25 protein-coding genes are annotated in these 23,351 nt (G+C 68.8%); 12 read left to right on the forward strand and 13 right to left on the reverse strand.

What is annotated here, in order from left to right; translation table 11 throughout:
* Positions 1 to 11: 11 nt before the first annotated feature.
* Positions 12 to 365, reverse strand: a complete 354-nt coding sequence (locus ACQY68_RS11455) for a hypothetical protein (protein ID WP_428149557.1) — start codon at positions 363 to 365, stop codon at positions 12 to 14.
* Positions 362 to 1,519 carry a hypothetical protein gene (locus ACQY68_RS11460; protein ID WP_428149558.1) on the reverse strand — a complete coding sequence of 386 codons (1,158 nt, stop codon included), beginning with the start codon at positions 1,517 to 1,519 and terminating at the stop codon, positions 362 to 364. The genes ACQY68_RS11455 and ACQY68_RS11460 overlap by 4 nt, the downstream gene beginning before the upstream one ends.
* A 256-nt stretch (positions 1,520 to 1,775) precedes the next feature.
* On the opposite strand from ACQY68_RS11460, the gene ACQY68_RS11465 reads away from it, so the two are divergent.
* Complete coding sequence (locus ACQY68_RS11465; RefSeq protein ID WP_428149559.1) at positions 1,776 to 2,051, forward strand: YjhX family toxin; 276 nt, start codon at positions 1,776 to 1,778, stop codon at positions 2,049 to 2,051.
* 53 nt (positions 2,052 to 2,104) lie between these two features.
* On the opposite strand, the gene ACQY68_RS11470 is transcribed toward ACQY68_RS11465, so the two are convergent.
* Positions 2,105 to 2,395 carry a hypothetical protein gene (locus ACQY68_RS11470; RefSeq protein ID WP_428149560.1) on the reverse strand — a complete coding sequence of 97 codons (291 nt, stop codon included), beginning with the start codon at positions 2,393 to 2,395 and terminating at the stop codon, positions 2,105 to 2,107.
* 142 nt (positions 2,396 to 2,537) lie between these two features.
* On the opposite strand from ACQY68_RS11470, the gene ACQY68_RS11475 reads away from it, so the two are divergent.
* Positions 2,538 to 2,993 (forward strand): RNA polymerase sigma factor, encoded by a 456-nt coding sequence (locus tag ACQY68_RS11475; RefSeq protein ID WP_428149561.1) that lies wholly within the window; start codon positions 2,538 to 2,540, stop codon positions 2,991 to 2,993.
* On the forward strand, positions 2,990 to 3,556 hold the full coding sequence (locus tag ACQY68_RS11480; RefSeq protein ID WP_428149562.1) for a hypothetical protein: 567 nt from the start codon (positions 2,990 to 2,992) through the stop codon (positions 3,554 to 3,556). The genes ACQY68_RS11475 and ACQY68_RS11480 overlap by 4 nt, the downstream gene beginning before the upstream one ends.
* Here the strand turns inward: ACQY68_RS11480 and rsmD are convergent.
* Positions 3,534 to 4,112 carry a 16S rRNA (guanine(966)-N(2))-methyltransferase RsmD gene (gene rsmD / locus ACQY68_RS11485; RefSeq protein WP_428149563.1) on the reverse strand — a complete coding sequence of 193 codons (579 nt, stop codon included), beginning with the start codon at positions 4,110 to 4,112 and terminating at the stop codon, positions 3,534 to 3,536. The genes ACQY68_RS11480 and rsmD overlap by 23 nt on opposite strands.
* 45 nt (positions 4,113 to 4,157) lie before the next feature.
* Here rsmD and ACQY68_RS11490 point away from each other — a divergent pair, with 45 nt between their 5' ends.
* The gene (locus tag ACQY68_RS11490) at positions 4,158 to 5,105 is read left to right on the forward strand and encodes a CPBP family intramembrane glutamic endopeptidase (protein ID WP_428149564.1); all 948 of its coding nucleotides are present in this window, start codon (positions 4,158 to 4,160) and stop codon (positions 5,103 to 5,105) included.
* On the opposite strand, the gene ACQY68_RS11495 is transcribed toward ACQY68_RS11490, so the two are convergent.
* Positions 5,082 to 6,614 (reverse strand): pseudouridine synthase, encoded by a 1,533-nt coding sequence (locus ACQY68_RS11495; RefSeq protein WP_428149565.1) that lies wholly within the window; start codon positions 6,612 to 6,614, stop codon positions 5,082 to 5,084. The genes ACQY68_RS11490 and ACQY68_RS11495 overlap by 24 nt on opposite strands.
* A gap of 12 nt (positions 6,615 to 6,626) precedes the next feature.
* Between ACQY68_RS11495 and tadA the strand changes: the two genes are divergently transcribed.
* Both tadA and ACQY68_RS11505 read left to right on the forward strand, forming a co-directional pair.
* Positions 6,627 to 7,085 carry a tRNA adenosine(34) deaminase TadA gene (tadA, locus tag ACQY68_RS11500; RefSeq protein WP_428149566.1) on the forward strand — a complete coding sequence of 153 codons (459 nt, stop codon included), beginning with the start codon at positions 6,627 to 6,629 and terminating at the stop codon, positions 7,083 to 7,085.
* Positions 7,086 to 7,107: 22 nt separating this feature from the next.
* Positions 7,108 to 7,512, forward strand: a complete 405-nt coding sequence (locus ACQY68_RS11505; protein ID WP_428149567.1) for an MliC family protein — start codon at positions 7,108 to 7,110, stop codon at positions 7,510 to 7,512.
* Here the strand turns inward: ACQY68_RS11505 and aroB are convergent.
* Positions 7,509 to 8,612 (reverse strand): 3-dehydroquinate synthase, encoded by a 1,104-nt coding sequence (gene aroB, locus ACQY68_RS11510; protein ID WP_428149568.1) that lies wholly within the window; start codon positions 8,610 to 8,612, stop codon positions 7,509 to 7,511. The two genes, ACQY68_RS11505 and aroB, sit on opposite strands and share 4 nt — an antisense overlap.
* A complete protein-coding gene (locus ACQY68_RS11515; protein ID WP_428152648.1) occupies positions 8,609 to 9,112 on the reverse strand; it encodes a shikimate kinase in 504 nt (167 codons plus the stop codon). Before ACQY68_RS11515 ends, aroB begins: the two co-directional genes overlap by 4 nt.
* Positions 9,113 to 9,276: 164 nt before the next feature.
* Between ACQY68_RS11515 and ACQY68_RS11520 the strand changes: the two genes are divergently transcribed.
* The 5 genes from ACQY68_RS11520 to ACQY68_RS11540 all read left to right on the forward strand — a co-directional run bounded on the left by ACQY68_RS11520 (position 9,277) and on the right by ACQY68_RS11540 (position 14,422).
* Positions 9,277 to 10,179: a tyrosine recombinase gene (locus ACQY68_RS11520; protein WP_428149569.1), complete on the forward strand. Its 903-nt coding sequence runs from the start codon at positions 9,277 to 9,279 to the stop codon at positions 10,177 to 10,179.
* Positions 10,180 to 10,649: 470 nt separating this feature from the next.
* Positions 10,650 to 12,260, forward strand: a complete 1,611-nt coding sequence (locus ACQY68_RS11525; RefSeq protein WP_428149570.1) for an ABC-F family ATP-binding cassette domain-containing protein — start codon at positions 10,650 to 10,652, stop codon at positions 12,258 to 12,260.
* Positions 12,261 to 12,320: 60 nt separating this feature from the next.
* Positions 12,321 to 13,271: an acetyl-CoA carboxylase carboxyltransferase subunit alpha gene (locus ACQY68_RS11530; protein WP_428149571.1), complete on the forward strand. Its 951-nt coding sequence runs from the start codon at positions 12,321 to 12,323 to the stop codon at positions 13,269 to 13,271.
* Between the two features lie 102 nt (positions 13,272 to 13,373).
* Positions 13,374 to 13,940: a response regulator gene (locus ACQY68_RS11535; protein ID WP_428149572.1), complete on the forward strand. Its 567-nt coding sequence runs from the start codon at positions 13,374 to 13,376 to the stop codon at positions 13,938 to 13,940.
* Positions 13,937 to 14,422, forward strand: a complete 486-nt coding sequence (locus ACQY68_RS11540) for a chemotaxis protein CheE (protein ID WP_428149573.1) — start codon at positions 13,937 to 13,939, stop codon at positions 14,420 to 14,422. Before ACQY68_RS11535 ends, ACQY68_RS11540 begins: the two co-directional genes overlap by 4 nt.
* Here the strand turns inward: ACQY68_RS11540 and ACQY68_RS11545 are convergent.
* The 3 genes from ACQY68_RS11545 to ACQY68_RS11555 are packed head-to-tail and all read right to left on the reverse strand — an operon-like array spanning position 14,407 to position 18,360.
* Complete coding sequence (locus ACQY68_RS11545; RefSeq protein ID WP_428149574.1) at positions 14,407 to 16,320, reverse strand: ABCB family ABC transporter ATP-binding protein/permease; 1,914 nt, start codon at positions 16,318 to 16,320, stop codon at positions 14,407 to 14,409. The two genes, ACQY68_RS11540 and ACQY68_RS11545, sit on opposite strands and share 16 nt — an antisense overlap.
* Positions 16,321 to 16,347: 27 nt before the next feature.
* The gene (locus ACQY68_RS11550; RefSeq protein WP_428149575.1) at positions 16,348 to 17,364 is read right to left on the reverse strand and encodes a threonine aldolase family protein; all 1,017 of its coding nucleotides are present in this window, start codon (positions 17,362 to 17,364) and stop codon (positions 16,348 to 16,350) included.
* A 6-nt stretch (positions 17,365 to 17,370) separates the two neighbouring features.
* Positions 17,371 to 18,360, reverse strand: a complete 990-nt coding sequence (locus ACQY68_RS11555) for a mechanosensitive ion channel family protein (RefSeq protein ID WP_428149576.1) — start codon at positions 18,358 to 18,360, stop codon at positions 17,371 to 17,373.
* A 115-nt stretch (positions 18,361 to 18,475) separates the two neighbouring features.
* Here ACQY68_RS11555 and ACQY68_RS11560 point away from each other — a divergent pair, with 115 nt between their 5' ends.
* The gene (locus ACQY68_RS11560; RefSeq protein WP_428149577.1) at positions 18,476 to 19,096 is read left to right on the forward strand and encodes a hypothetical protein; all 621 of its coding nucleotides are present in this window, start codon (positions 18,476 to 18,478) and stop codon (positions 19,094 to 19,096) included.
* Here the strand turns inward: ACQY68_RS11560 and ACQY68_RS11565 are convergent.
* The 3 genes from ACQY68_RS11565 to ACQY68_RS11575 form a co-directional block, all read right to left on the reverse strand.
* A complete protein-coding gene (locus ACQY68_RS11565) occupies positions 19,093 to 20,781 on the reverse strand; it encodes a cisplatin damage response ATP-dependent DNA ligase (protein WP_428149578.1) in 1,689 nt (562 codons plus the stop codon). The genes ACQY68_RS11560 and ACQY68_RS11565 overlap by 4 nt on opposite strands.
* 122 nt (positions 20,782 to 20,903) lie before the next feature.
* Positions 20,904 to 21,395, reverse strand: coding sequence for an RcnB family protein (locus ACQY68_RS11570; RefSeq protein WP_428149579.1), 492 nt, complete (start codon positions 21,393 to 21,395; stop codon positions 20,904 to 20,906).
* A 94-nt stretch (positions 21,396 to 21,489) separates the two neighbouring features.
* On the reverse strand, positions 21,490 to 23,316 hold the full coding sequence (locus ACQY68_RS11575) for an ATP-binding protein (RefSeq protein WP_428149580.1): 1,827 nt from the start codon (positions 23,314 to 23,316) through the stop codon (positions 21,490 to 21,492).
* Between the last annotated feature and the right edge of the window lie 35 nt (positions 23,317 to 23,351).

Genomic DNA, 23,351 nt, shown 5'->3' on the forward strand with positions numbered 1-23,351 from the left:
GGAGCGTCGGTTCAGCCGAGGAAGGCTTTCAGGAGGCCGGCGAACCCCTTGGCGACCTTGGCGAAGCGCTGAAGGTCTTCCAGTGTTTCCTTAAGGTCATCGGTGACCTCCTTGAGGTTGCCGTTGATCACGGCCAACACGGCCAAAAGATTTCGGACCCCGGGCGAGTCGAGGTTGGCGCCGGCCTCCGCGTCAAACGCCGCCCGTTCCGCCGTCCTGGCCTTCGCGAGGGCGTCGCGTGCGGCCGGCACGACGCCGGTGACCCGTGGGTTCGCGTTCAACGCGGTGATGAGCACCGTCTCAGCCTTTGCGACAGCGGCCTTGGCCTTGATGACGGCATCGGCAATTTCCGCAGGTACTGTCATTCATCATCTCCCTCGATCGCTTGTTCCAACGCCCGCGCGCTGGTGACCAGATCGGCGATGGCCTGGAAGACCCCGGCCGTCTGCCGATCCGGATCGTTCAAAGCCTCGACCAGCTTGCCGTGTGCAGCCGTGAATGCCGCTACGGTCGTGGCGGGGTCGACGGCCAGGGTCGTTCGAACCTCGGCGCTGCGTGCGGTAAAAAAGGGATTCAAACGGTCGTAGGCGGCGAGTGTAGCCGGTTCGGCAAAGCCGCGGGGAACCTCACCGACCGACTCGACCAAGGCGCGACGCGAGTCTTCCGTCGCCGCGTTGCAACTCGCCCGAAGGCTTGTGGATTGCTCATTCGAAAACCCCGCACGTCCGGCGGCTTCGTCGCAATCGTTGATCACGCTCCGCGCCAGCGCGGCGGCCATGGTCGCGCGCGTGATCCGTGCGGAACTGAGGCGATCGCTGAGCAGACTGCGATGATGGGTTCTAAGAAATGCCGTGATGTCGGGCGCCGCTTCTCGCCATGCGGGATCAAACGCGATGACCGCCTCGCGCAAGGCCGCGTAGCGCTTATGCTCGAGCGTTGCCGCAAAGAGATCGAACGCCAGATCGGAGGCCACGCCGACAACTCCGGGGGCGTCAGCAGCGGTGGCCAGGCCGCTGCTTGCAGCCTTGGCCTCGGCCAGGGCTGCGGCGATCTCGGTGACAGTCTTGCCGCCCACGATGGCTTCAAGCCCGGTCAGATATTCCCCAAGCCGTTTGACCAGCAAAGCTTCTTGGGCAGGCACAACATAGGCGCCGGAGAGCGGGGGCGCAGATGGCCCGAGTCCGCAGGCTGCGACGTCCCGCAGCCGTTCGAACGCGGCCGTGATCTGGGCAGCCGTAGACCCGGGTGCGTCGGCGGCGGCCCGGTAGGCGGCGTCGGCCTCCTCTATATCGGTCGCGCAGTCTGGATCGTCTGTCGGAAATTCTCCGCTGAGGGCGCCGTCGATCAGGCCGAGTTGATAGTCCTGAACATCGAGTTCGTACCGGGCCGTCTGATAGGTCGCTGGAGCGGCCGCCAGCACCCGTCCCGCCGTCGCCAGACTGGTGACCTCCTCTGTGTAGACGCCCGCGCTGCACCCGCTGATCAGCAACACAATGGGCAGGATGATGAATCTCGACATGACCGTCCCCGACTAACGATCAGGCAGTTTTGCATATCACCGATATACAATCTAGAGGTGAGACCGCTCGCTCTCAAGTTGGAGGGTTGGTGCGACTGATCCGGAGAGGGTAGAGTGGCGATCCACCCTTCTGGAATGCCTATGTCCGAGATTGCGCGAAAGGCCTGAGGCCGACGGCGCTGCCTGTCGAAGCCTCTGATCACCCGTCGGCGTGACTGCGTCGGCGTGAGCCTTCACGACATCACGGACATATCCAATGAACATCTCCCGTGCGGAGCAGCGGACGCTGCACGCCCTGGCGCAAGGCGGCGCGATCGTGCTCGAGCGCGATCCCGACGGCCGCATCCTCAACGCCGACTGCATCACCCGCGACGGCTATCGGCTGGAAGACTGCACCCTGTCGGTGTGGAAGAAGCTGAAGACCAAGGGGTTGATCCAGTCGCTTGGCGGAGGCCCATATCGGATCAACCGCGAGGGACTGGCGCGCATGCGCAGCCAGCTCGACAACCGCGTCTCGTCACGCGGCTGGTGACAGCCTGAGGAAGAGGACGCGCGCGGCGCCATAGTCGCGCGCGTCCCAGGGCGTCAGGCCTTCTGTCCGGTGAGGCGACGCCAGATGCGCAGCCGCGCCTCGAAGACGGACACGCCCAGCCAGGCCGCGACGATCCAGAAGAGGCCTTCGGTCGCGAGGGCGGCGACCATCGCCAGGATGAAACGCGTCTGGCGTTCCACGTCGAGATAGAGGCCGACGCCCAGCGAAATCCAGGCGCAAACGGCGATCACGGCGATCAGGATCGCCAGCACGCCCAGGAAGCCTCGTCCTCGAGTCAGGACGCCCGGCGAGGCGGCGGCGGTCGGTTCGGCATCGAGAGTCATGGGAGGGTCCTTTCGTTTTTCAGCGCCCGACCTGAAAGTCTCGCCGCCACGCCGAGTCTTTCATCGCAGGACGGGTTTTTCGGGAGGACGCCCGCTGGGACGCGACGCGACATTCGAGGCGGTGCTGGTCGAGAACGGCGCCATGCTGCGCCGCATCGCCTCGGCCTATGAGGCCGACCGCGAGCGACGCCGCGAGCTGGAACAGGACATCCTGCTGGCCGTCTGGCGCGCCCTGCCCAGCCATCGGGGGCCGGCGCCGCTGCGCGCCTTCATCGCCCGCGTCGCCCACAACCGCGCCATAACCCACGTCGCGCGCGAGGCCGCCGAGCCGCGCCGCCAGCCTCTGGACGAGGCCGCCCCCTCGGCCGACCCCACGCCCCATGACGCGGCCGAGGCGCGTGATCTGCAGGCGCGTCTGGGTCAGGCCGTCCGCGCCCTGCCCCTGTCGCTCCGCCAGCCCGCCCTGCTGACGCTGGAAGGGTTCACGCCCGTCGAGATCAGCGAGATCCTGGGCCTGAACGCCAACGCCGTATCGATCCGCCTGACCCGGGCCAAGGCCGCCCTGCGCCAGACGCTGAACCCGGAGCCCCGGCCATGACCCCGCCCGACGACTGGTCCGACCTGTCCCAGGTCTGGACCGAAGGCCCGCCGGAACCGCTTCGCCCCGACCCGGACCTGATCCGACGGTTAAGACGCCGCGCCCGGCTGGCCCGACTGAACTTCATCGTGGAACTGGCCGGCGGCGCTGTCGTGCTGGCCGTTCTCGTCTGGTCGGTCGCGATCCGGGACCTGGTTTGGCCCGCCGCACTCGCGGCCGTGCTGTTCGTCGCCTTCGCTCTCGTCATGACGCTCTGGTCGCGTCGCGACGGATCCAATTTGCTGACCGACACCCCGCAGGCGGTGCTGCGTTCGGCCATCGGCCAGGCCAGGCTGGGTCGGCGCTGGGCGTGGGCCGGCGTGGCGATCAGCTTGGCCGGACTGATCTTCGTCGCCGCCATCGCCCTCCTCGTTCCGCCGGAGTCGGACCGAAGCGTCGCGACGCTGCTGATCGGCGTGATCGTGCTGATCGGCTGTATCGCAGGATACGGCGCGCACGCGCGCGGATGCCGTCGCCGCATCGCCGCGCATGAGGCCGCTCTCAGGGCGCTGTCGGAGCCATGACCCTCAGGAACAGGACCCGCGCGGCGCCGTAGTCCCGCGCGTCCAGCCTGTCATAGCCGGGCGTGTCGATCTCGGGTTCGTCCGACCCGCGCTCGAACACGACGACAGCGCCGGGTTTCAGCCAGTCGCCGTCCAGAAGCCGTTGCAGCGCCTGCTCACCCAAGCCCTTGCCGTAGGGTGGGTCGAGGAAGGCGAAATCGAACGCTTCTCCGTCCGATCCGGGTCGCACTCCCAGTTCGACGGCGCTGCGTCGATGCACGCGCGTCGCCCCCATCAGGCCGTAGGCGTCGGCGTTCTCGCGGATCGAGCCGCGCGCGTCGTCGTCTATCTCCACGAAGACGCAGAAGCCCGCGCCCCGGCTCATGGCCTCGAACCCGAGCGCTCCGGACCCCGCGAACAGGTCCATCACCCGCGCACCCTGGAGGGGTTCGGCCCATGCGGCATGCTCCAGCACGTTGAACACAGCCTGACGCGCCCGGTCCGACGTGGGGCGTGTGCCCTGTCCTTCCGGCGCCACGATAGCGCGACCTTTCAGCTTTCCGGCGACGATCCTCATGGCCTGCCTCTGGACCGAAACGCCGACGCAATGCAACGGTCGGTCATGTCTCCATATGAAGCCCTGATCCGCGCCGTCCCCCTGGCGCGACGGTCGCCGATGCTGTCGAGCCTGGCCAGCGACCGGCCGTGGTTCCGGTTTGGCGGGTTCATCCTTCTGTCGGTCCTGTTCGTGTTCGGCGCGACCGCGGCGCTGGCCGTCCTGGTCCGCCTCGTACCCGGCCTGACCGAGCATCTGCAGATGTCGGGCCCCCTGCCCGACACGCCATCGAGGCTGCTCGACGAAAGCGTCTTCGCTCTGCTTCTCGGGACCATATTGATCACCGTGGCCCTCGCGGTTCTGGCCGCCGCGGTCGTGGCGTACCGTCGCTCACCGTCGGACTTTCTATGGCCGGACCGCCGCTTCAACGGATGGGACCTCGGAGTCGGCTTCGTGGCCATGGCCTGCGTCAGCGCGATCCTGTTCCCCGTCTATGTCTGGATGGGTGCGGAATGGTCGCCGCCGATCACGAATCCGCTCTATGCCGACTGGACGCGGCCGCTCTTCCTGATCGCCAGCGTGGTCGGACTGCTGATCGCGGCGGCGGCCGAAGAGATCGTCTGTCGCGGCGTCCTGCTCCGGCTGACAAGCCAGATCGTCCGCCATCCCGTGGTCCTGTGCCTGATCAACGGCGTGCTCTTCTCGGCGATCCATCTCGACCCTGACCCGGTGGCCTTCATAGCCCGCGCCCTGTCGGGCGCGATCTGGACCTGGGCCGCGATCCGGCTCGGCGGGATCGAGTTCGCCCTGGGCGCCCACCTCGGCAACAACCTGATGATCACCCTGTTCGGAGAGCCGATGTCCGCGGCGTCCGAGGTGGGCCGCAAGGCCGAGTGGACCCTGCTGGGGCCTGAACTCTTCACCGCCGTCGTCGTCCTGATCGTCATCGAGCGGCTGGCCGACGGCCCGCGCGACTGGCGTCCGGCGGGACTAGCCTCGCGAGGGTCCGCGTGATCCGCCGGGCTTTCCGCCGGTCCGGGGACCGCTCGAACGCGGCGCGGCTCCGTCGCGCGGCTTGAAGTCACGCTTTGGCCCGGCCTTGCCGGATTTGTCTCCGTCACGGGCCCAGGTCGCCGACTTCGGACCGATGATCTTGTCCTCGCGCGGCTTGAACACGCGCGCCGGGCGTTCGCCATCTGCGGCGCCTTCGCGTGGCGTCCAGGCCTTTTTGGTCGAGGGACCGCGCGGGTTCGGCGGCGCGGCCTTGGCCCAGCCGGCCTTCTTCGGCGGACGGTTGGCGCGTTCGACGCCCTGTACGTGGGCGTCCTCGGCGGCGCGGACGCGGCTCGGCTTGCGAGACGGGTCCGACATGGCCGAGCCCGAAACGCCCGCCACCTTCGGCGTGCTGGTCCGGCGCCCCGGCACAGGGGCCGGGGTGGCGACGGTATTGCCCTCGGGCAGGTTGTCGGGGCGGATGTGTTCGCCCAGCAGCTCGCGGATCACGCGGGGGCCGACTTCCTCGACCAAGCCGGTCGCCAGCGTGCCCAGCTGGAACGGCCCATAGGCCAGACGGATCAGGCGGTTGACGGTCAGGCCGACCGATTCCAGCACCTTGCGGACTTCGCGGTTCTTGCCCTCGGCGATCTGGACGCTGATCCACAGGTTGGCAGCCTGACTGCCGTCTTCCTTGGTCGTGGCCTTGTCGATGGTCGCCTCGACCGGGCCGTAGCGGACGCCGTCGACGGTGACGCCGTCCTTTAGCTGGTCGAGATCGGCCTGGGTGACGCGTCCCCGCGCCCGCGCCCGGTACTGACGCACCAACGCTGTCTCAGGCAGCTCCAGCGCCCGGCTCAGCTCCCCATCGTTGGTGAGCAGCAGCAGGCCTTCGGTATTGATGTCCAGTCGCCCGACCGAGATCACGCGCGGCAGACCGCTGGGCAGGGCGTCGAACACCGTGGGGCGTCCCTGCGGATCGTTGTGCGAGGTCAGCAGGCCGACCGGCTTGTTGTAGCGCCAGACGCGCGTGGCCTGGGCCGCGGCGATCGGCTTGCCGTCCACGGTGATGACGTCGTCCCGGGTCACCAGGGTCGCCGGCGTGTCGAGGATACGGCCGTTGACCGCCACCTTGCCCAGGCCGATCAGCCGTTCGACCTCGCGGCGCGAGGCGATGCCCGCGCGGGCCATGGCCTTTGCGATGCGTTCGCTGCGTTTCGGTTCGGCGGGCGCGGCGTCCTTGCCGGGTTTGCCGCCGGGCTTCGCACCCTTGGGACCCGCACCCTTCGAGTCGTCGGAATAGCGTTTGCCTTTGATCGGCTTCTCCGGCCGCGCGCCCTTGTCGGGCGCATAGGCGCGGCCGCTCGAGCCCCGGCCGCCCTCGAGCGGTTTGGTCACGGTCTGGAAGCTCGCGGCGGAGGCCGAGCCGGGTCGCGCGGACCCGCTCTTGGGCCGATCGCCGGGCTTGTGCGCCCTCAGGGCTTGACTGGGGCGGGGCTTCTTGTCGTTGTCGTCGGTATGGCGGGCCATGATGAGCGGTTCATGCGCATGGCATTGGACCTGGCGCAAGCGGCGGCGGACGCCGGAGAGGTGCCTGTGGGCGCCGTCGTGGTCGATGAAGCAACCGAAACAGTCATCTCGACCGGGGCGAACGGCCCTGTCGGGACCTGCGATCCCACAGCACATGCCGAGATCGTCGCGATGCGCGCGGCCGCCGTGGCGACGGGGAATTATCGCCTGACCGGCCTGACCCTCTATGTGACGCTGGAGCCGTGCGCCATGTGCGCGGGCGCCATCAGCCACGCCCGAATCGGCCGCGTGGTCTGGGCGGCGGATGATCCCAAGGGCGGCGCAGTCATCCACGGGCCCCGCCTGTTCGAGCAGCCGACCCTGCATTCGCGGCCGACGACCGAGGGCGGGCTGCTGGCCGACGAAGCGGCTGCGATGTTGCGAGGATTCTTCCGGGAACGGCGCTCCGTTCGGCCCGTTAGCCAAGCCTGACTGTTACGCGGTAGAGAGACAGATGCGTCACCTGATCCTGATCGCGGCCGTAGCCTCGGCCCTGTCCGCCTGCGGCAAGCAGCCTGCCAAGGCCCCGACCGACGGGGAGGCCGTCCGCCAGCGGGCCGTCGAAGCCCAGACCGCGCGACGCCGCACGGGCGCCGAGGTCCAGGACCGCGCCCTGAACCGCGTCATCCGCACCGTCTATCTGTGCGACAACGGCGAGCGGCTATCGGTCGATTTCGACAACCCACGCGCCATGGCGACGGTCCGCAACTCCAACGGCGAGGCGGTGGATTTGTATCAGGAAAGAGCGGCGGACGGCATCTGGTACAAGGCCAGCGCCTATGAGCTACGCGGCAAGGGAATCCTCGCCACCTGGACCGCGGACGGTCGTCAGCCGACGGAATGCCGGGCGATCGACTAGACAGCGCCCTCTTCGCGCAGGAAGTCGAGGATCGGCGTCGCGTCGGCGAACTTCTGCGTGAAGGCGTCGCCGATGCGGCGCGCGAGGATCAGGGTCACACCCCCGGCCTCCGCCTTCTTGTCCCCCGCCATCCGGGCCAGCAGGGCCTCGGCAGAGAACTCGCCCGCCTGATCCAGACGGGTCGGCAGGCCGGCGGCGGCGATCACCGCCTCGACCCGCTCAGCATCTGCAGCCTGGCACAGCCCCTGCCGCGCCGAGAACCGGAAAGCCATGCAGCAGCCGAGGGCCACGGCCTCGCCGTGCGCCAGCGCGGCCTCCTCGAAGCCCAGTTCCGCCTCGATAGCGTGGCCGAAGGTGTGGCCGAGGTTCAGCAGGGCGCGACGGCCCGCCTCCTTTTCATCCTCGCCGACGATCCCGGACTTGATCTCGACCGAGCGCACCACGGCCTGCTCCAGCGCCGCCGGATCGCCGCGCACGCCATCGGCCCCGTCTCCGGCCAGCCAGTCGAAGAAGGCCGCATCGCAGATCAGCCCGTGTTTCAGCACCTCCGCCCATCCGGACCTCAGCTGCACCGCCGGCAGGGTCGCCAGAACGTCGATGTCGGCCAGCACCAGCCGGGGCTGGTGGAAGGCCCCGACCATGTTCTTGCCGCGCGGGGTGTCGATGGCCGTCTTGCCGCCGACGGACGAATCCACCTGGGCCAGCAGGGTCGTCGGGACCTGCACGAAATCGATGCCGCGCATGTAGAGGGCCGCCGCCAGGCCGGCGAGGTCCCCGACCACGCCGCCGCCCAGGGCCACGACGACATCCTTGCGATCCAGTCCGGCCGCCAGCAGCCGGTCCAACAGCCGCTCCAGCTCGGGAAAGGACTTGGACGCCTCGCCCGCCGGAACCGCCACGATCTCCGATGTCACGCTCGCCGCCGCCAGCGACGCCTGCAGAGCCGGCCCGTGGATCGCCGCCACCGTCTCGTCGGAGACGATCACCGTACGCCCGCGCGCGAGCGGGGCGATCCGCGCGCCCGCCTCGGCCAGCAGCCCGCGTCCGACCACGACGTCATAGGCCGCGAACGAGCCTCCGGAGACCGAAACCGTCGTCATGCCGTCGCTCCGCCCGTCCAGTAGTCGTTCAGCGCCGACAGGATCGCCTCGACGGCCTGGGCGTGAGCGCCCGCGCCGACATCGACCGTGACATCCGCCGTCGCCTGGTAAACGGGGTAGCGGACCTCGGCCATAGCCTCCAGCGCGACCAGCGGATCCTTGCCGCGCAACAGGGGCCGGGTGTCGCGACGCTGCACCCGCTGGGCCACGACCTTCAGGTCGGCCCTCAGCCAGACGGAGGTCGCGTGTTCCTTCATCAGATCGCGTGTCTCGGGGTTCAGCACCGCCCCGCCGCCGGTCGCCAGCACGATCGGCGGGCCTTCCAGCAGGCGGCGCATGACGCGCGCTTCACCGGCCCGGAACTCGGCCTCTCCAAGCTGGGCGAAGATTTCGGAGACGGTCATCCGCGCCGCCGCCTCGATGGCGTCGTCGCCGTCGACGAAGGGCAGGCCCAGCCGCTGCGCCAGCCGGCGTCCCACCGTCGATTTGCCCACCCCCATGAGCCCCACCAGCGCTATGGTGCGGGTCGGGACGGGAATCGCGGCGGCCGAGGGTCTGGCGCTCACGGTCGATCTCGGCGGGAGGAGTTACGGCAAGGCATGGTAGCTTCAGTCTCTACACCAAGCGCCGCCGCTCGCCAGCGCCGACGGACCGTATCGCTGTGATGACCACGCCCCAGGTCGAAGCCTTCCTGGAGATGATGGCCGTCGAGCGGGACGCCTCGCCCCACACCCTGTCGGCCTATGCCCGGGACCTCGCCGATGCGGAGGCGTCGCTGGGCGTCCCCGGCCTGATGGGCGCCGACGAGACAGCGATCGAGGCCTGGTACGCGAGCCTGTCGACGCGCGGGCTATCCGCCGCCACCGCTGCCCGCCGGCGTTCGGCCGTGCGTCAGTTCTACCGGTTCGCGCTCGGCGAGGGCTGGTGCGCGGATGATCCGTCCCGCCGTCTCGACGCCCCCAAACAGGGCCGATCCCTGCCCCGCACCCTGACACGCGACGAGGTCGTTGGCCTGCTGACGGCCTCCGCCGCCCGCGACGGCGCCTCGGGCGTGCGAATGATCGCCCTCGTCGAACTGGCCTACGCCTCGGGCCTGCGGGTGTCGGAACTGCTGGCCCTGCGCGTCGAGGCGGTGCGCCGCGATCCCGCCTACCTGATCGTACGCGGCAAGGGCGGCAAGGAGCGGCTGGCCCCGCTCAACGCCTCGGCCCGGGAAGCAGTGAAGGCCTGGCTGACCGTCCGCGACGCGGCCCGGCCCGAGAAGCCCCCGGACAGTCCCTGGCTGTTCCCGTCCGGCACGACCACCAGCCACCTGACGCCTCGCCGCTTCGCCCAGATGCTGGATCAGGCCGCCGCCGACGCCGGCATCGATCCGGCCCGCGTCAGCCCCCACGTCCTCCGCCACGCCTTCGCGACCCACCTTCTGGAAGGCGGCGCCGATCTGCGGGTGGTGCAGACGCTCTTGGGCCACGCCGACATCGCCACCACCCAGATCTACACCCACGTTGCGACGGATCGCCTGACTCAGGTGGTCAACCGGCATCATCCGCTGGCGCGCGATGAGTAAGGGACTCGGCTAGAAACTCACGCTCCGCCGCGGAAGCTCGCCGCTCCTGAACCGTCAGCGCCTCCGACGCGCCTTGTCGACGACGGTTGCCGCACATCCAGCATGAGCAGACCTTGAGATGCTCGGCTGCACGCGCTTTTGGATCGTGCGGATAGATGCGCCGGGCCTCATCCCGCTTGCGCGCCAGATCTCGGCGCCGCCGGGCGCGTTTCGTTTTTGGGGTTTCCACTTTTCCGCCTCACCTGATGTCCAAGTGTGGCTCAGCCCCGCGCATGACTGCCGGGGCGGATGGGACGCAATGCGTCCGAGATCATGATGCGCCCTCAGGCCCGCGTGTTCAAGAACCGCGCCTTGATCCCGCCCACACCCTCCCCTAGCCTCTGACGCTCAGCCCCTGACGAAGGCCCGCCGCGACCATGTGATCCCCTCCCGACCGCAACCGCCCCTCAAAGCCTTGCATCGGGAAAGCCATGTCCGCCTCCATCGTCGTCAATGATCTCGCCTGGGCGCCGCCCGGCGGTTCGCCTCTCTTCTCCAGTCTCAACCTCACCTTCGGCGCCGAGCGCACCGGGCTGGTGGGGCGCAACGGTGTGGGCAAGACCAGCCTGCTGCGCCTGATCGACGGCCGGCTGACGCCTCAGGCCGGAAGCCTGACGATCCACGGCCGGCTCGCCGTTCTGCGCCAGACCGTACAGGTCGATGAGCAGGAGACCGTCGCCGACCTGTTCGAGGCGCGCGACGCCCTCGCCGTCCTCGCCCGCGCCGAGGCTGGAGAGGCCGACGCCGACGACCTGGCCCGCGCCGACTGGACGCTGGAGGCGCGCATCGTCTCGGCGCTCGGGCGGCTGAGCCTGGACGCGACGCCGGAGACCCGTCTCGCGACCCTGTCCGGCGGCCAGCGGACCCGCGCGGGCCTCGCCGCCTTGCTGTTGGCAGAGCCCGACTGGCTGATCCTCGACGAGCCGACCAACAACCTCGACCGCGTAGGACGACAGGCCGTGATCGACCTGCTGTCCGGGTGGCGATCCGGCGCGATCGTCGTCAGCCACGACCGCGAACTGCTGGAGACGATGGACGCCATCGTCGAGCTGACCACCCTCGGCGCGACGCGCTACGGCGGGAACTGGACCGCATATCGGGCCAGGAAGGCGCTGGAACTTGAGGCCGTCCGTCGCGACCTCGCCGACGCCGACAAGCGACTGACCGACCTCGCCCGCGCGGCCCGGCAGACCGCCGAACGCAAGGCCCGCTCCGACAAGGCCGGGCGCGCCGTCGCCGCCCGGGGCGACCAGCCCAAAATCCTGCTCGGAATGAGGAAGGACCGCGCCGAGGATACCGGCGGCGAACAGTCCCGCCTCGCCGAACGCCGCCGGGAACAGGCGGAGGGTGCTGCCGCGGTCGCCCGCGAACGCATCGAGGTGCTCCAGCCCCTGACCGTGACCCTGCCCCCGACCGGCCTGCCCATCGGCCGGGAGGTGCTGGCGCTCGATCGCGTCACGGCCGGGTACGTCCCCGGCCATCCCGTCCTGACCGACCTGTCCCTGCACATCGCCGGCCCTGAGCGGATCGCGATCACCGGCCCCAACGGGTCCGGCAAGACCACCCTGCTCAGCCTGATCACCGGCGCCCTCGCCCCGACCTCAGGCAGGGTTCGCCTGTCCGTGCCTGTCGCCATGCTGGACCAGCAGGTCGCCATCCTCGATCCCGCCCTGTCGATCCGCGACAATTTCCGCCGCCTGCATCCCGGGATCGACGAGAACGCCTGCCGCGCCGCCCTGGCCCGGTTCATGTTCCGCGCCGACGCCGCGCTCCAGATCGTCGGCGACCTGTCGGGCGGTCAAAAGCTGCGGGCCGGATTCGCCTGCGTGCTGGGCGGGCCCAGGCCCCCGCCCTTCCTGATCCTCGACGAGCCGACCAACCATCTCGACATCGATTCGATCGAAGCGGTGGAGGCGGGCCTGCGCGCCTACGACGGGGCGCTTCTCGTTGTCAGCCACGACGAGGCCTTCCTCGCAGCTGTCGGCATCGAACGCCGCATCGAACCGGGTTCGTCTGAACCCCCGCTTGCTCCGATGCGTTGACCTCTCTAGGTTCCGCCGCCTTGCGACTGGGCCGTTTCGCCCGCCCCTTCCGGACGCCTCATGGCCACGCACTATCTCGAATTCGAAAAGCCGATCGCCGATCTGGAGGCCAAGATCGAGGAGCTCGGTCTGCTGTCGGCCACCTCCGGCTCGTTCGAGACCGAGATCGAGGGCCTGCGCAAGAAGGCCGAACAGCTTCGCAAGAAGACCTATGCCGAGCTGGACCCGTGGAAGAAGACCCAGGTCGCCCGCCACCCCCAGCGCCCGCATTTCATCGACTATCTCGACGCCCTGTTCACCGACTACGTCGAGCTGCGCGGCGACCGCCAGTTCGGCGACGACCAGGCCATCCTGGGCGGTCTCGCCCGTTTCCGCGGCCAGGCCGTCGTCGTCATGGGCCATGAGAAGGGCCACGACACCGCCACCCGCCTGACCCACAATTTCGGAATGGCGCGCCCCGAGGGCTACCGCAAGGCCGTCCGCCTGATGGACATGGCCGACCGGTTCGGACTGCCTGTCCTGACGTTCGTCGACACAGCCGGCGCCTATCCGGGTCTGGGCGCCGAAGAGCGCGGTCAGGCCGAGGCCATCGCCCGCTCGACCGAGCGGGGCCTGATCCTGGGCACGCCCATGATCGCCACCGTTACGGGCGAAGGCGGATCCGGCGGCGCCATCGCCCTCGCCGCCGCGAACCGGGTACTGATTCTCGAACACTCGATCTATTCGGTCATTTCACCCGAGGGCGCGGCCGGCATCCTGTGGCGCGACGGCGCGCGCGCCAGGGACGCGGCCAACGCCATGAAGATCACGGGCCCCGACCTGCTGGGCCTGAAGATCGTCGATCGCATCATCCCGGAACCCGTCGGCGGCGCCCATTCGAACCGGGAGGCGGCCATCACGGCCGTCGGCGACGCGGTCTGGGACGAACTGCAGCAGCTCCTGCCCCTGTCGCCCGCCGAGCTGCGCAAGCAGCGCTCGGATCGCTTCTACGCCATCGGCCGCAGCGTCTGAGTCGTTAACCTCGCGTAGAGGGGGAACAGCGACTTTCAGGCCCTTAGTGACCTGAGTTTCCTTCCCAATGCCATTTCCGACGGCCAAGACCGGGCGCCGCGCGTGAGCGCCGTCGATGAGCCCCTGCGCGAGAGCGCCGTCTTCAACCTGACCGGCGCCGTCGTCATGGTCGTCGATGACGCGCCCTTCAGCATGGAGGTGACGATCCAGGCCCTGCAGGGCTTCGGCATCCGCGTGAAGTATGCTGTCCGGACGCCTGCCGAGGCGATGGATCTGCTTAAGCTCTACCCGATCGATCTGCTGATCATCGACTGCGAGATGGACGGTCACAGCCTGGTGCGCTGGCTGCGCCGGTCGGGGCTGGAGCCGAACGCCTATGTGCCGGTCATCATGACCGCCAGCCACGTGCGTCGCTCGAAGGTGGCGGACGTCCGCGATTGCGGCGCCAACCATCTGGTGACCAAGCCGTTCAGCGCCGCTGTGGTGCTGGAGCGGATCATCTGGGTCGCCCGCGACAATCGGCCGTTCCTGGAGGCCGGCGATTATTCCGGGCCCGATCGCCGCTTCAAGGCGTCCAGGCCGCTCAAGGAGAACGAGCGCCGCGCCGACATGGTCCGCCTGGCCGAGCATCTGTCCCACAAGGCCGCCGCCGGGGAGCCCGCGGCATGAGCGTCGTCATGTGGAAACCGCGCACCTCGCGGCTGTCGTCGATCATCGACACCCCGGGCGGTCTCAGCGTCGGCGTCGCCATGGCACAGGCCCGCGCGAATCTCGACGATCTGAAGCTTCAGGGCCAGGAGATCGTGGCGGAGCGCATCGCCCGCCTCGCCGCCCTGCGTCCGCCCACCGCCGGTCAGGACCCGATCCTGGCGCTGAACGAAGCCTATGAGATCGGGCGGGCGGTCATCGACGCCGCGGGCCCGTTCGACCGCGACGACCTGTGCAGGGCCGCGGCCGGTCTGTGCGACCTGATCGATGCGGCCGAACAGGGCGCGCCGTTCGACTGGCGGATCGTCACCGTCCACGCCCAAGCGCTGCAACTGATCCTGAGCCTGCCGCCGCAAGCCGATGCGGCGCGCACCGAAATCCTCGCCAATCTGGATCAGATGGTGAAGCGGAAAATCCCGACGACCGATCAGCCTGCGGACTGACGCTCGCCGTCCAGTCCGAGCCGCGCGCCGCGCGTCTGCTTCTTCCAGAGCGCGGCGTATTCGCCCCCGACCCGCGCGACCAGTTCATGGTGCGCACCCCGCTCCACGATCCGCCCGGCCTTCAGCACCAGGATCTGCTCGGCGTCGGCGATGGTCGACAGACGGTGCGCGACCACCAGGGTCGTGCGGCCCGCCTTGGCCTTTCGCAGCGTCTTCTGGATCGCGGCCTCGGTGCGGCTGTCGAGGGCGCTGGTCGCCTCGTCGAGGATCAGGATGCAGGGATCGGCCAGCAGGGCGCGGGCGATGCCTACCCGCTGACGCTCGCCGCCCGAAAGCTTCAGGCCGCGCTCGCCGACCCTGGTTTGCATGCCGTCGGGCAGGCTGCGGATGAACTCGGCCAGTTCGGCTGATTCCGCAGCCGCCCAGATTTCCTCCCCGGTCGCTTCGGGACGGGCGAAGGCGATGTTCACCGCCAGGGTGTCGTTGAACAAGGCCACGTCCTGAGGCACCAAGGCCACGGCCCGCCTCAGCGAGGACTGGGTCACGTCGCGCACGTCCGCGCCGTCGATCACGACGCGGCCCACCTGCGGGTCCAGCAGCCTCAGCGCCAGCTTGACGATCGTTGACTTGCCTGAGCCCGAAGGCCCCACCAGCGCCGTCGTCGTTCCCGGCCGGACGGTGAAGGACACATCCTCCAGACCGTTGGCCCGCGCATCGTGGCGGAATGAGACGTCCTCGAACGCCAGCGCCCCGCCCTTCTGGTCGCGAGGCCGCGCCAGATCCGGCGCATGCGGCGCATCGGCGACCTGCGGCGTTTGCCGCGTGACCTTCAGCATCTCCTCCATGTCGATGAAGGACTGGCGGATTTCGCGATAGGCGAAGCCGAGGATGTTGAGCGGGGCGTAGAGCGAGATCAGGATCAGCACCGCCGCCGTGACGTCGCCCGGTCCCATCCGCCCGGCCGCCGCCTCGAACCCGGCCATCACGGCCATGACGCCGAGGCCCACGTTCATGATGAGGCCCTGGACCGCGTTCAGCAGGGCCAGCGAGCTGTTCGCCTTCAGCGCCGCCTCGTTGTAGGCGCCCAGGGCCCGGTCATAGCCGAGCGCCGCGCGGGTCTCGGCCCCGAAGGACTTGACGGTCTCGTAGTTGATCAGGGCGTCGACGACCTGCCCCGCCGCCTCGGTGTCGGCCGTATTCATCGTCCGCCGATGCTCGATCCGCCAGTTGGAGATCGAGAAGGTGAAGACCGTGTAGACGATCACCACCACCACGGCGACGGCCGCGAACCGCCAGTCGTAGGCCCCGCCCAGCACGCCTGCGGCGAGGATCAGCTCCAGCCCGGTCGGTACGAGGTTGAAGGCCAGAATCCGCAACAGGAAATCGACGGACCGCGATCCGCGATCCACCGTCCGCGACAGGGCGCCCGACCGTTTGGTCTGGTGGAAATCGAGCGACAGGCTCAGGGCGTGGGCGAAGGTCTCGGTCGCCGCCGTCCGCTGCGCCGCCGCCCGCACGGGGGCGAACACCACGTCCGACAGCTGTGGCGCAGCAGCCGACAGGAACCGCACCATAGCCCAGCCGACCGCGAAGCCGGCGAACGCGAGCCCGACCGAAACTCCCGCCGGCTGGCCCGCCGCCAGATGATTGACCGCGGCGCCCAGCACCAGCGGCGCCAGCACGCCCAACGCCTTGCCGGCGATGGTCAGCAGGATCGAAACGATCAGCCTCACCCTGAGCTGAGGCGCGCCGGACCGGCCCACCAGCCGGATCAGATCCATCAGCGCCGGGATCGTCTTGGGATCGACGGACGGTTCGGTCGCGACGCCGGCGTTCTGCGCCTTCGCCTCTATGCCGCCACCACCGCCCCGTTGTCCCGATCGTTCACCACGCGCCATCCGACCGATATGGACTGCGCCGGTGGCTCACGAAAGGCCCGCGATGGCCTCGATGACTTCATCCACCGCCGCTTCCTCGGTCGCCCAGGAACAGACGAACCGAACCGAACCGTCGTCGAAGCGATAACAGGCCCAGCCGAGGGCGTTCAGCTTCGCATGCGCCTTGGCCGGCATGCGCACGAAGACGGCGTTGGCCTCGACCGGGTGGGCAAGAACATAGGGCGAGCGGATGGCGATACCCGCCGCCAGCCTCTGGGCCATCAGGTTGGCGTGGGCGGCGCCGTCCTCCCAGGCGTTGGTCTCCAGCAGTCCAAGGAAGGGGCCGGCCAGGAACCGCCCCTTGGACGCCGTCTGTCCGGCCTGTTTCAGACGGTTGTCCACGCGCCGGGCCAGGCTCTTGTCGAACATGACGATGGCCTCGGTGCAGAGACCGCCGGCCTTGGCCCCGCCGAACACCAGCACATCGACGCCGAGGCGCGCGATCTGGGTCAGGTCGAAGCCCGCCGCCGCCGCATTCGCCAGCCGCGCGCCGTCCATATGCACGCCGTAACCCCGCGCCTTCACCGGTTCGATCAGGTGGCGCAGCTCTTCCTCGGTGTAGACCGCGCCGTATTCCGTGGACTGGGTCAGGGACAGGGCGGCCGGCGGCTGGCGATGGCCGACCTCGGGCTCGTCCAGCGCGGCGTCGAGCGCCTTCTGGTCGATCTTGCCCGACAGACCCGGCAGGCCGATCAGGCCGACGCCCTGACCGAAGAAGCCGGGCGCCCCGGTCTCGTCGGTGCAGACGTGTGCGGCGTTGTGGGCCAGCACGGCCTCATGCGGCCAGGCCAGCATCGACAGGGCAATGGCGTTGGCCGCGGTGCCTGAGAACACGAACCGGATCTCGGCATCGGCATCCAGCCGGCGACGGATCTGGTCGGCCGCGCGGGCGGTGATGTCGTCCGCTCCGTAAGCCTTGGCGAACCCCGCATTGGCGTCGATCAGCCCCTGCAGGGCGGCGGGCGCCATGCCGGCGGTGTTGTCCGATCCAAAGTCGTAGCGCATCGCGGATCAGGCCTCGTTCTGGTCTTCGTCGGGGTGGGTCTGGAAGCCGGCGCTGCGGGGATTCGTCCGGCCGCGCAAACCGTGCAGCCCCTCCGCCGCCTTCGGGATCGGCGCATCCTCGTCGCCATAGGGGACGGCCACCTGGTGCGGGAAAGGAATCTCGATGCCGGCAGCGTCCAGCGCCTCCTTGGCGGCCTGGAATACGTCGGCCCGGGCCTGCCAGTAGTCCTCCGACTTAGCCCATGCCGCCAGGGTCATCTCGACCGAACTGTCCAGCAGGTCGGTCACGCCGGCCCAGGGCGCCGGGTCAGGCAGGACGGCCTCGATACTCGACGCCGCGCCGACCAGAGCCTCGCGGGCCAGGTTCAGGCTGTCGCGGTAGCCGACGCTGATCTTCAGCTCCATCCGGCGCGTCTTCTGGCCCGACAGGTTCAGGATGATGTCGCCGAACACCTTCCCGTTCGGAGCCATGATCTTCACATTGTTGGCGTCCGACAGCTGGGTGAAGAACAGGTCCAGCCGCTGCACCTTGCCGACATTCCCGCCGATATTGACCAGATCGCCGACACGATAGGGCCGCAGCACCAGAAGCATCACCCCCGCCGCCACGTTCGACAGCGTCCCCTGCAGCGCCAGACCCACCGCCAGAGACGCCGCGCCGAGCACCGCGATGATCGAGGTCGTCTGCACGCCCAGCCGCTGCAACACGGCGATGAAGCCGATCAGGAAGACGATGACCCGCACAACCTGTACGGCGAAGCTCAGCACCGTCGGATCGTGCCGGAAGCCGCGGACCCGACTCAGACCCTTGCGCGTCGCGCCGGCCGCCCAGCGCGCGGCGAAGATCGTGGCCGCGAAGATGATCAGGGCGATCGACAGATTGACCGCGAAGTCCCCGGCGATCTGAGTCAGCTTGGCCAACATCACCGTATCGACGGCGACGGCCTGCTGTCCGGTGGCGATCAGGGTGTCGAGAGTGGCGGCGCTGGAAGACATGAGCGGGGTCTAACGCCTGCGCCCCGATTTGGAACCCGCCAGCTTCACTTTTAACCCCTCTCGACGCCAGCCATCGCCAGGCGCAGGGTACAAATTTCTGGGGAGGAGCAAGGCCTTGCGTCAATCGTCACTGGTCGTCGGCGTCGATGTGCCGTGGGTCACCAGCTGGACCGCCGAACCGATCGAGGGCGTCCGTCCCTGCCCGTCCGTCGGCGGCCAGCTGGCGCTGGTCCAGGCCGAACAGGCGGGGTTCGGCAAGCCGGAATATTCGAAGAACCATCTGCTGCGTCAGCGGCTCAGCATGACGCGAATGCTTTGCCCGATGTGCGGCCAGCCGACAGCTCCGGACGACCGCGTCACCCAGGTCGCCCGTCGTCTCGCGGCCGGCACGTTGCGCGCTTCCGGACGGGCGACAGGCCTGCCGTCCACGATCGCCGATGAACAGGTCATCGTCGACGCCGGAGCCATCGCCCCACTGCACCGCCGATGCTCCGACCTGTCGCTTGAGCATTGCCCGCACCTGCGCGCCGAGCCGGCGATCGACGTTCAGCCCTTCCCGGCGCGCTGGGGCCTCATCCCGCTGATGATCGAGGCCGCGGCGCCCCTGCCCGCGGGTTTCGCCCTGCTGGCCGTCGCCGCCGTCGCCGCACCGGTCGCCGTGGTCACCTTCCTGCAGCTGTGCGGCGTCACCGATCAGGTCGACAGGGCGTGGCGCACCCGGCGCAGACCCCGCTAGACCTTCGCCACCCGCCCGCCGCCGCTTTCGAGCGAGTCGAGCAGATCCATCACATCGTCCAGCGTATTGGCCTCCCGCGCCGGCTTGTCCCAGCGGATGCGGCTGACGCGCGGAAACCGCATGGCCACACCCGACTTGTGGCGGGGCGATCGCTGCAGGCCTTCGAAAGCGATCTCCAGCACCAGGCCGAAATACCGCTCCGCCCGCACCGACCTCACCGGCCCGAACCGCTCCACCGTGTGGTCGCGCACGAACTTGTCCAGCTGTTTCAGCTCCTCGTCGGTGAAGCCGAAGTAGGCCTTGCCCACCGGGGTCAGCGTCCCCTCGGTCGTCCAGACGCCGAAGGTGTAGTCGGAGTAGAAGCTCGATCGCTTCCCGTGCCCGCGCTGGGCGTACATCATCACGCAGTCGACCGTGTGCGGATCGCGCTTCCACTTGAACCACGGCCCCTTCGGCCGCCCGGCGACATAGGGGCTGTCCCATCGCTTCAGCATCAGCCCCTCGGCCGCCGCCCCTACCGGCGGGTCGGCGCGCAGAACACCGAGGCCGTCCCAGCTGTCGAACGCGACCACCGGCGACAGATGCAGTCGCTCGCCGGCATGGCCCGCGACCACCGCCTCGAGCCGTGCGCGCCGTTCTCTGAGCGGCAGCCCGCGCAGATCCTCGCCCGCCTCGCCCAGCAGGTCGTAGGCATAGAGCGACGCCGGATAGGCCGCCATCAGCTTCGCATCCACCGTTTTGCGGTTCAGCCGCTGTTGCAAGTCCCCGAACGGCGCCACCGCCCCGTCGCGCATGACCAACAGCTCCCCGTCGATCGCCCCCTCGAACGTCAGGGCGTTCATCAGGTCGGGGAAGGCGTTGGTGATCTCGTCCCCGTGCCGCGAGTACAGCCGCGACACCCCCTGTTCGCGCACCGCCTGCACCCGGATGCCATCCCACTTCCATTCGGCGGCGTAGTCGACGGGGGCCAGCTTGTCGAAATCCACGGCCTCGTCGATGGCGACGGCCAGCATGACCTGCCGAAACCGGCCGGGCGCTTCGGTGTCGGGCCGTTCCGCCCGCCCTTCGACCCAGGCGAACAATTCGGCATAAGGCGGCTTCACCGCATGCCAGACCTCGACGATGTCGGCGGCAGTGAGGGGCTCCAGCACCGTCGTGGCCTCCCCGCCCCCGGGCTCCGGCGCTTCGGTGACCGTCTCCGGTCGCATCATCGCCACTGCCGTCCGCGCCAGCTGCGCCGACAGCCCGACCCGCATCCCGCCAGTCACCAGCTTCAGCAACGCCCATCGCCCCTTGGGCGCCAGCGCATCCAGCCAGCCCTCGATCAGCCCCTGCACCTCCCCCCGTTTGGCGGCGGCCAGCGCATCGACGACTTCGCCCAGCTCGGGCTCGCGGTTGGGTCGATAGGCGGGGTCTGTGGGCCAGATCAGGGCCGCGGTCTCCGCCAGGTCGCCGACATAGTCGTAGGACCAGCCGAACAACACGGGATCGACCCGCGCCTCCACGGCCCTCCGGATCATCGCCGGCTTGGCGTCGTTGAACACCAGTTCGCTGGTCAGAGCTGCGAGCGCCCAGCCCCGGTCTGGATCGGGCGTCGCGCGCAGATAGTCGCGCAGCAACACCAGCTTGGCGTTCCGAGACCCGGTCAGCGCCAGGCGGTCCAGCAGTTCGGCGAAGGCGCGCATTCAACCTCGTAACGGCACAGCCAACACCAAACGCGAAAACGCCCCGGAGGTCTCCCTCCGGGGCGAAGATCGCAACACACGAGCCTCAAGTCGCGAGGCGCCGTGCGCCGAGCAGTAGGCTCTTAGTTAAACAGCCCGGCGATCACGGCGGTGATCAGACCACCGGCGACGGCGGCCAGGACCACGTCATTGCCCGAACGGACATAGTGGTAGCCCCGGGGCGGAGCGCGCAGGCCGTAACGGTTGTAGTCGTTCACGACATAGCCCTGCGAATAGTAGCTGGGCAGGCGCTGGCCATAGCTCCACTGACGGACCTGATAGCCGCGCGGCGGGCTGTAGCGACCGGCGTTGTAGCGACGTTCCGACCGCTGCCAGCGGTCATAGTTGCGGGCTTCCTGACGGTACTCGCGACGATCGTCGCGATTGTCCTGGCGCCATTCCTGACGGTCGTCACGACGGTCCGAACGATCATCGCGGCGATCGTCGCGGCGGTCCTGACGCTGCTCCTGACGGTCGTTGCGCTCGTGGCGCGACTGGGCGTCAGCGGCCGAGGCGACACCCATGGAGCCGGCGGCGATCAGGGCGGCCAGTGCGGCGGTGGTGAACTTCTTCACGGCGGTTACTCCTAATGGTCGGGGACTTCCGACTTGCCCCCACACTAGGATCGAGCGGTTGAGCCGCGTCTGAACGACGCCGCTCACCTCAGGTTCAGGCGGCCGCCGCTGTTTCGCCCATATCGACCGCGACCCGCAGGCCGGGCCGGCCGCCGCGCACCTTCTGCATTAACTGGGCCAGGGCGGCGAAGTCGATCGGCTTGTTCAGATAGGCGTCGGCCCCGGCTTCCAGACCCGCCTCGTGATCCTCGTTCCGCGCCGAGGCGGACAGGACGGCGATCGGCGTCTCGGCGTTCGGGCCCTTGGTGCGGATCAGACGCGTGGCGCTCAGTCCGTCCATGACGGGCATGTTGACGTCCATGATGATCAGGTCGAACCGCTGCTGACCCGCCATATCGACGGCGATCTGGCCGTTCTCGGCGGTAGCGGTGCAATGGCCGGCCGAACCCAGCCAGGCTTCCAGGATCATGCGGTTGACCGGGTGATCCTCGACCACCAGCACGTTCAGGCATTCGCCGTCGCCCACGTCGGCGTCGATGGCCTCCGCCTCGGTCACGGCCTGCCACTCGACCACGTCCGCCTCGACGATCAGGGTGAAGGTCGAACCCTGGCCGAGGGTCGAGGTCACGGTGATGTCGCCGCCCATGATATTAGCCATGCGGCGGGCGATGGTCAGGCCCAGGCCCGTGCCGCCGAACCGGCGGGTCGACGAGGCGTCGGCCTGGGTGAAGGGCTGGAACAGGCGTTCAAGATCGGCCTCGGCGATGCCCGAGCCGCTGTCGGTCACCGAGAAGGCGAATGCGACCCGCCTGTCGTTAATCCGGGTCGACTCGACGCGATAGTCGATCACGCCGGCGTCGGTGAACTTCACAGCGTTGGACAGCAGGTTCTGGATCACCTGGCAGACGCGCAGGGGATCGCCCCTCACCACGGCCGGCGTCTCGCCGACGAAGGTGGAGCGGAAATCGAGCCCCTTGGCCTCGGCCTGGGCAACGAACGGGCCCGTCACGCGGCGGTGCAGGTCGTCGATCGAGACGTCGATGATCTCGAACGTCATCTTGCCCGCCTCGATCTTGGTCATGTCGAGGATGTCGTTGAGCAGGCTCAACAGGTTGTCGCCCGAGTTGCGGATGATCGACAGATACTCCCGCTGGGTCGTCTCCAGACGCGTCGCGCCCAGAAGCTGGGCCGCGCCGAGCACGCCGTTCATCGGCGTGCGCAATTCGTGCGAGATCACGCCGAGGAAGTTCGACTTGGCCTGGTTGGCGGCGTCGGCCTTGTCGCGTGCGCCCTGCAGTTCCTCGATCAGGTGGGCCTGGTGCTCCTGGAAGGCGCGGATTCGCTCTTCCCGCAGCATGGTCATGGTCACCAGAACGAACATGCCGGCGGCGGTGAACGGCATGATGCTGAGGAACGACCAGAACATCGGGCCGCCCCACAGGCTGACGGCGATGATCAGGGCTACGGCCGTATAGGGCGACGAAATCACCATCGCCTGTTTCGGCGAGCTTCTAAGCTGGGCGAAGACCAACACATAGCCGCTGATCAGCAGGGCCACGGCCAGGGGCTGTCCGAAGGGGTGGGGTGCGAACCACGCCATCAGCGGCGCGGAGGCCCAGGCGGCGGTGGTCACGGTGGCTACGGCGGGGAACAGCAGGCCCCATCCTGCGTCGACCCGGCCGGCCATGCTTTTTTCGAACTTGCCGCGGATGGCGCCGGCGCCGATCGTGCCGATGAACCAGACGACGGCCGGGACCCAGCCGACGGTGCCGAGCAGGCCGACCGCCCAGCTGCCGATGATGATGTAGCGCAGATACTGGGTTTGCAGAATCGCGGTCAGGGCCTGCGCAGCCTCGCTGGCGCTGACCCCTGCCGATCGACCCGAGTCGAGGCTTTTGCCGATGTCCTCGGATCCGACCATACGTTCCCCAGCGTCCACAAACCAACCGAGGTGAC

The organism is Brevundimonas sp. (assembly GCF_965278935.1).
GTDB lineage: Bacteria > Pseudomonadota > Alphaproteobacteria > Caulobacterales > Caulobacteraceae > Brevundimonas.